A 7316-nucleotide genomic window follows, 5' to 3' on the forward strand; every position below is an offset into this window, starting at 1 on the left:
TCAGCGTCCTCTGGCGAGCGACGGCTCGTGCAGGCGCTCCAGCGCGGCCAGCATGGGCGGGTCACCGGGCAGGACGTTGTCCCGGTACTCCGTAATGGCCTCGTCGAGCCATTGGGGCATGTGGTGGACGTCGCGGACCTTCCGCGGTGCCAGTTCCGCGAGCATCTCCCCGGCGGCCGCGAAATCGTCGACGACCGCGGAGGCCAGCGCGGCCACGTGCGGGTGGACGTAATCGCGGACGAGGACGCCGCGGTACTCCAGTTCATCAGCCCGGTACCTGGAATTGCGCGGGGCGACGACGACGATCGGGGTTCCGAGGAGGGCGGCGGCGGACATCTCCACGCCGATGCCGATGCCGCGCCGTTCCCGGGCGTCCACGACGACAGCCGTCGCGACCATCACCTGGTACATGTCGCGGCCGAACTGCCCGAGCGTGTTCGTCGGGTCGGTAATGGGGTCGTCGGGGTTCAGGAAGACGACCTCGTGCGGGGACGCGCCCTTGGCGACCTCCAGCCGCTCGATGTCGGACCAGCAGAGTTTCTTCTCGTCCGAGGCGCCCTTCATGATGGAGCCGGAGCAGTATATGGATATGATCATCGATCGTCTCTCCAGGTCGTTCTGCCATTGAGTGTGAAATCGGCCATGGCGCCGGCCACGGCCTGCACGTTCGACTTCGCCTCGGCATAGGTCCGGGCGAGCCGGAATCCGCGTGATCCGCGGACCGCGAGGACGGCGAACCGCAGCATGTCGAGCGACGCTTCGTCGTAGGCGCGGTCGATGACGAGCCCGAACGCGGGCAGGGACCGCAGCCGCAGTAGTTGGTCCCATCCGGCGCCGCGGTGGACGAAATCCGCGATGCCGAGCCAGTGCAGCACCGTGTCGAGCCGCCGCGCCGACGGGAGCCTGCCGTTCATGTCCGCCGACCTGCGGCTGAGCCCGCAGGTCAGGTCGCCCGCGGGGAGGTCGGCGAGGACGGCGGCGTCCAGGTCGAGGAGGTAGCTGCGCAGGTAGGCGCGGGAAAGGAAGAAGGCGAGCGACGTGCTTTCGGCGGGTGACAGTGGAACGGGCAGCGTGGGTTCCACGAAACGTGCGATGAACGCCTGGCCTTCCAGCCGTTCAGGGGTCCGCGCGAGCAGCCGTTCAGCCCGTCCGCGCGGCCGGTGCCATCTGCGTGCGGTCCCGCGCGCGACGCGGTGCAGTTCTCCGCCGGGCCGCAGAGCCGTGCGCCATAGTTCGCCGATTCCGGCGGCCGTCCCGCCGCCGTGCCGGGGAGCCCAGAGGAAGTCGGGATCGGCGCAGATTCCCCGCAACCCGGTGTGGCGGTAGGGGTTGTGAGGGTCCCGGCGGTATTCGTCAACCTTCATTTCCCGGTAGTCGGCGAGGTCGGAGACCGGAGCGACGTAGCGCAGGGCGCCCGCGCGCACCAGTGGCTCCACGCATCCGAGGAAGATCGGGTACCAGGGAATCTCGAAGATGTAGGACGCGGGAATGAGCAGATGCCGCTCGGTCAGGAGCAGGGTCAGGCGTGTGGCGTCCAAGGCCTGGGTCAGCGTGAGCGCCGCGTGCCTTTCGCCGACGTCGATGCCGTAGCACGCCAGGATCTCCGGATTCGTGTACTGGACGAAGAGAGGTCGTTCACGCCTGAAGGCACTTCCTAAGGCATGGGACGGCTGGGATGAGCTCCCCAGCACCGCGGTGACGTAGATGTCTCTGGCCGCGACGAAGGCGTCGCGTCTCGCCCACACCTGCTGGGTGGGAGCCGGACGTTCCAGCTCCTCACCCATCGTCGTCCAGGGGCGGAGAGTCCAGGGTCAGGGATATGTGCTGGTCGCGGCCCGCGATGAAGGCGTTCCGGCCGGTGGTGATGTTCTGCACGACGTGGACGGTGTCCGCGTCCGGCAATGCCTCTCGGACATGCCGGACGAAGTCCTGGAGTTCGGCCGAAGCGTCCATGTGCTCGGCGAGGAAGGCCGTCAGCAGGGCCGTCCATCTCGCCTGCTCGGCGGCCAGGACGGCCTGCTCCGGCGGGGAACTCCGGCCGACCCTGCCCGCCGACTCCTCAAGTTCGCGCGCCAGGTCCGACTCGGCGGCCTGCGCGCCGCGGCCGACGATCCGGGCGAGCCGCGCCCTCGCGGTGCCTCAGAAGTCGGTCGTCATGGCCTCCACGAGGGCCGCCGCGACCGCGCCGGCGAGTCCTGCCAGCGCGGGATCCATGTCGTTGCACCTTCCCGGTCCGCCGCGGTCGCCCGTGTCCCTAATTCAGGCCTCATTATGGGACGGTAATCGCGGATCTTCCAGGGTTATCGCGCACAAGGACGGTCGCGGCAAGAGAACAACCGACTTCATTTCGGTCATAATCGACAATGTTTCGGATGTGCTGGACGGGACCGTAACCCGAACGGGGTTCGTATCACGGCCGCCTCGCATGCGGAAACGGGCGGGTGAGTACCTGCCTGCTTTCGGAGTTGTGTCCATAAATGCACTGACCTGCGGGTGTGCTGCGGGCGCGCATCGAGACGCAGATCACGGCCAGGAATTCTCAGGAAAACGGCTGTTCGGCGTTTGGGTCGCAGATGGCCCCGGGGTGGCCGACACCGGTCGTCGGTCAGGGAGCCTCGGCCAGGGAGCCTCGGCCAGGGAGCCTCGGCCAGGGGGCCTCGGTCAGGGGGTGTCGGTCAGGGGGTGGTCGGTTGGAAGAAGCCTCGGGCGTAGGTGTCCTCCAGGGCGGCCAGGTCGGACAGGTCGCCGGTGGCGGTGATCTTTCCGCTGCGCATCAGGACGGCGCGGTCGGCCACTCGGGTCGCGGTGAGCATCGGGACGTCGTGGGTGATCACCAGGACGGCGGCTCCGGCGTCGGCGTAGCGGCGGAGGGTGACCCATACGCCGTAGGCGGTCTCCATGTCGAGGGAGGCCGTCGGCTCGTCCGCGATGAGGATGCGGGGTTGCGGCAGCAGAGCGGCGGCGAGTGCGGCGCGCTGGATCTGGCCGCCCGAATGCTGGTTCGGGTAGAGGTCGAGCAGTTCGGCCGGGTATCCGGCGGCCGCGCAGGCGCGGTCGACGCTCCATCGCCGATGCCGGTCTTCGAGGGCGCGCAGTTGCGCGCCGACGGTGTCTTCGGAGTAGAAGGCCGTCACACCGGCCTGGGGCAGCAGTCCGACGGTACCGCCGCGGAGGCGCAGCCATTGGCGCCGGCCGCTCACCGGCTCGCCGTCGATGCGCACCTGGCCCGTGGCGCGGGCGGCGTCGGGCAGCGAGCCGGTGAGCGCGGCGGCGGCGATGGACTTGCCGCAGCCGGACTCGCCCAGCAGAGCGGTGATCTTCCCGTCCGGGACGACGAGATCGACGGCGTCCAGGACGGTCTCGCTCCACCGGCCCGTGTCGATGTGGACGGTCAGTTCGCACAGTTCGGCAGGCATCGGGCGATCCGTTCGGGGGCGGCGGTCATCGTTGTTCGGGAGCGGTTCTGGACGTGCGGCGAGGGAAGACGATCGCGAACACGGTGGTGCCCAGGCCGAGCGCGCCCGCGGCCCAGCCCGTCCAGGCGGGGATCTTGCCGAGTGCGACGGAACTCGCCGGGTCTGGGCGCAGACCGGTGGTGGTGGCGCGATTTCCAAGGACTCGGGCTTCCAGGTGGTACGTGCCGTCTGCGGCGAGGGCCCTCGACGAGCGGAGGGAGCGTCGCTCGGCCCTGGACATCGTGACGCCTCCGCCCACCCTTTTTCCGTCGACCGTCCAAGAGCCCGCGCATGTCTGGCCGGACAGCTTGCAGGTCCACTTGTAGGGAATGGTGACGGTGGTCGGCGTGCCGTACTTCCAGGTGTATCCGGGCTTGTCGCGTTCGATCGAGCCGATGATCGCCAGGACCGCCACCGAAAGGCAGGCACTCGCCAGGAGCATCGCCGTCGCGGTGCCCCAGCGGTCGGCCATGGCGCCGACCGCGACGGTGACCGGTGCCAGTAGGAACACCCCGATGAATCCCAGCAGTACGGCCAGCACTATGAGGCCGACCAGCCGTCCTGACGGATTCTTCAGCAGGGCCCACTCCGTGACCGCGACCAGCAGAATCCCGAGGGGAATGGCCCACAGCAGGGTGACTTTCACGGCCCTCCCCTCCGCGGTCGCGTGCTCATGACTGATCGGAGCGACGCGATCACGGTAGACCATTGAGGGCCGCGGCCGTCAGGTGATCTTCAGGACGAGTTTCCCGTGGACGGTCTGCGTCGTCAGGCGGGTGACGGCTTCGTCGATGCTCGTCCAGGGCAGGACGTCGTCGATGGGACGCGCAGGCGGCCGTCGGCGACCAGGGTGGCGAGGCGGGTCAGGATCGGGCCGCAGCCGGTGCCGGAGGTCATGAGGTTGCCGAGCCACAGGCCCTGCAGGCGGGCGCCGGGGATGCTGTAGAAGTCGACCGGGTCGAAACTGGCCGGGGTGCCGCTGCCGTTGCCGAAGCTCACGCAGACGCCGCCGGGGGCGAGGGCGCCCAGGGCGGTGCCGAGCGAGTCGCCGCCGATGCCGTCCAGGATGACGTCGTAGCGGCCGGCGTCGCGGGCCGCGCCGATCGTCGGGTGGACGGTGGCGGGAACGCCGTCCTCGCGGAGCAGGCGCGGCAGGTCGGGGCGGCGGCTGATGGCGACGACCTCCGCGCCGGCCAGGTGGGCGAGTTGGCAGGCGTAGCGGCCGACCCCGCCGGCCGCGCCGGTGACGAGGACGCGGCGGCCGAGGAGCGTGCCGGCCGATTCCAGGGAGACCAGCGCGGTGATCCCGGCGATCGGGAGCGCGGCGGCCTGGGCGGCCGTGACGCCGTCGGGGATCTCGGCCAGGACGGCCGCGGGGGCGGCGACGTACTCGGCCCACGCGCCCTGCTGCGGGATGGCGCCGTAGACGCGGGCGCCCTTGGGCGGGGTGCTGCCGTCCGCCGCGGGTTCCTCGACGACGCCCGCGAAGTCCCAGCCGACGACGTAGGGGGCGGTGGCCTCCAGGGCCCGGCGGGTCTCGCCCGCGTTCAGGGAGACGGCCTCAACCTTGATCAGTGCCTGGTCGGGGGCGGGTTCCGGGTGCGGGACGTCCGACAGGTGCAGGCGAGGGGTGTGCTCGGGGTCGGTGACGACGGCTCTCATGTCCATCCGCCTTTCGGGAACGGTGAATACCGGTAATCGCTGCTATTGGTATAGCGCGGCGGATATGCGGAAGTCAACGCTGCCGTTAAGGCTGGACCAGTGAGCGGCGGTGCGGCGTGGGGACGGCGTCCCGCATGGCCGTGCCGCCTCTCACGGCCATGCGGGGTGGGGGCGTCAGCCGATGGTGAGGCCCGGGACCACGCCGTCGGCGCCCCTCTCCCAGGGCACCTGCAGTTCGAGGTTCGCCGCGTTGGGGGCCGGCTTGTAGGCGTCCCAGAGGACGACGCTCTCGCCGGGGCCGAGGATGTGCCGCGCTTCGCTGAAGCCCACGACACTGCACACGCACGGGCCGGTCTCGACGCTCAGCGGGTTGTAGCGGACCTGCGCCGCCTTGTCGAACAGGAGGGCTCCGCCCGTGGTGCCCAGCCGCATCGGCCGCGGGTTGCTGCCGTGGTTCGCCGCCGTCCTTTCCAGCTTCTGCCCGAAGTCCTGCTTCTGCTGCCCGGTGTTGCGGAGCGTCCACACCATGACCACCAGGCCGGACGAGTCGCGGTGGAGGCCGTTGACCTCGACCTTCAGCCCCGCGGCCGAGGCCGACTGGAAGGTCCCCGTGCCCAGGGTGGCGGACTGCCCGCGCTGGTAGGCGCGGCCGCCGCCGGCCGCAGGCGGTGCGGATGGCCGCGGGCGGGTGAAGGCCACCGTGACCCGGCGGTTCTTGCGGCGTCCCTCTTCGGTGTCGTTGGTGGCCACGGGCTCCTTCGACCCGTGGCCCGCCGACCGGTAGGTCACCCCCTGCCGGGTGACCAGGCTCTTCAGGCGGTCGGCGACGGCCTTCGCGCGGCGCTCGGACAGCGGCTGGTTGATCGCGTCGTTGCCCGTCGAGTCGGCGTGTCCGTCGACCGTGACCGTGTCGTCGTCGGACGCGTCGATCTGCGCGGCGACCTGCCGCAGCAACTGGTCGGCCCGCGGGGTCAGGTCGGCCTTGTCGACCGCGAACAGGGTGTCGGTGGACAGCAGCACCGACCGGTCCTGCGCGTCGTCGGCCACCGACTGGTCCGTGCCCTCGGTGAGGTTGCGCAGGGCGAGGATCCTGGGCTTGCCCAGCTTCACCTTGGTCGGGTCGACCTGGGTCTTGAGCGGTTCCACCGGGGCGTCGGTGATGGGCACGTCCTGGAACGGAACTGCGAGGGGAACCATGACCGTGGCGCGCTGGACGTCGGCGGGCGGGCTCGGGAACGTCGCGTAGACGTTGATGTACCCGCCGGCCGGTACGGGGTTGTTGTGCAGCCAGGTGCAGGCGCACTTGTTGTCTTCGTCCGGCGTGGGGAGCGGGAAATAGACCTTGTCGTTCCGGGCGTCCACCAATCCGATGCCGCTGGCGGCGAGCGCGTCTCCGAGATTCGGGTCGAGCGAGTGCCCCATTTCGCTGAGACTCGTCGACAGTTTGATCGGGTTCTTGCCATCATTGACGATCCGGAAACGGGCGGTGACCGTGTTCGCCGCCGTCCGGCTCAGCACGAGCAGTTCGACGTGGGCGGGCCCGTCCTCGTGCTCCATCGGCACCGACGCGATCGCCTTCAGCTCCCCGGGCGGCGCCGTTGCCGCCACCGACGCCGACGCCGAGGGCGACTTGCCGGACGACGCCTCACCGCCATCGGAGCAACCGGTGAGAATGAGCGCGCCCGCCGTCAGACCTGCGGCTAAGCCCGTGATGCGCCGCCCTGCCCCCGTACCACGATTCACGGCTTCCTCCGGATGTGAAGCATTCGGTTCGCCTGGATTCGGCGGCCAGAGTACAAGACCCCTTTCCAGGCAGGTCGCGTAATGGTGTGGGCCCTCGTATTCGTGCTGGTCAGCGCCCGCTCAATTCGCACATAGATGATCTTTGAATCATGTGCGGGACACACCTGCGGGACGCACCTGCGGGACACACCTGCGGGACACACCTGATCGCGCGGATGCCCGTCCCGCCCAGCCCGTCGCCGATCCGAGACCTTCTCCGCCTTCCGCCACCTTGGGTCCGACCGGGTCCTAGTCCATTCGGACGTGCCCGCCTGGTCCCCTTGCCCGACGCGGACGAACCGGGTCGGAGGGCAGCATGGCCCAATGCCGTTAAATTAGCCTGACCGTCAGGGTGTTATCCACATATCCACAGGCGTCGCAGGTCCATGTGGAGTTCGTGAAAGCGATTGAAGCCTC

General features: G+C 69.6%; 7 protein-coding genes. All 7 read right to left on the reverse strand.

Annotated elements, in window-relative coordinates; all coding sequences use genetic code 11:
• The 7 genes from CHF16_RS26465 to CHF16_RS26490 all read right to left on the reverse strand — a co-directional run bounded on the left by CHF16_RS26465 (window position 1) and on the right by CHF16_RS26490 (window position 6725).
• On the reverse strand, window positions 1–597 hold the full coding sequence (locus CHF16_RS26465; RefSeq protein WP_143228129.1) for a hypothetical protein: 597 nt from the start codon (window positions 595–597) through the stop codon (window positions 1–3).
• Window positions 594–1784, reverse strand: a complete 1191-nt coding sequence (locus CHF16_RS26470; RefSeq protein ID WP_089328850.1) for a hypothetical protein — start codon at window positions 1782–1784, stop codon at window positions 594–596. The genes CHF16_RS26465 and CHF16_RS26470 overlap by 4 nt, the downstream gene beginning before the upstream one ends.
• Complete coding sequence (locus CHF16_RS40465; protein ID WP_179271706.1) at window positions 1777–1953, reverse strand: hypothetical protein; 177 nt, start codon at window positions 1951–1953, stop codon at window positions 1777–1779. The genes CHF16_RS26470 and CHF16_RS40465 overlap by 8 nt, the downstream gene beginning before the upstream one ends.
• A 722-nt stretch (window positions 1954–2675) precedes the next feature.
• Complete coding sequence (locus CHF16_RS26475; protein WP_089328851.1) at window positions 2676–3416, reverse strand: ATP-binding cassette domain-containing protein; 741 nt, start codon at window positions 3414–3416, stop codon at window positions 2676–2678.
• Window positions 3417–3441: 25 nt separating this feature from the next.
• Entirely contained in the window at window positions 3442–4101 is a 660-nt protein-coding gene (locus CHF16_RS26480) for a hypothetical protein (protein WP_143228130.1), read from the reverse strand.
• Window positions 4102–4223: 122 nt separating this feature from the next.
• Window positions 4224–5117 carry a zinc-binding dehydrogenase gene (locus CHF16_RS26485; RefSeq protein WP_143228131.1) on the reverse strand — a complete coding sequence of 298 codons (894 nt, stop codon included), beginning with the start codon at window positions 5115–5117 and terminating at the stop codon, window positions 4224–4226.
• 174 nt (window positions 5118–5291) lie between these two features.
• Entirely contained in the window at window positions 5292–6725 is a 1434-nt protein-coding gene (locus CHF16_RS26490; RefSeq protein ID WP_089328854.1) for an OmpA family protein, read from the reverse strand.
• Between the last annotated feature and the right edge of the window lie 591 nt (window positions 6726–7316).

This window comes from Actinomadura meyerae (genome assembly GCF_900188445.1).
Taxonomy (GTDB): Bacteria; Actinomycetota; Actinomycetes; order Streptosporangiales; family Streptosporangiaceae; genus Spirillospora; species Spirillospora meyerae.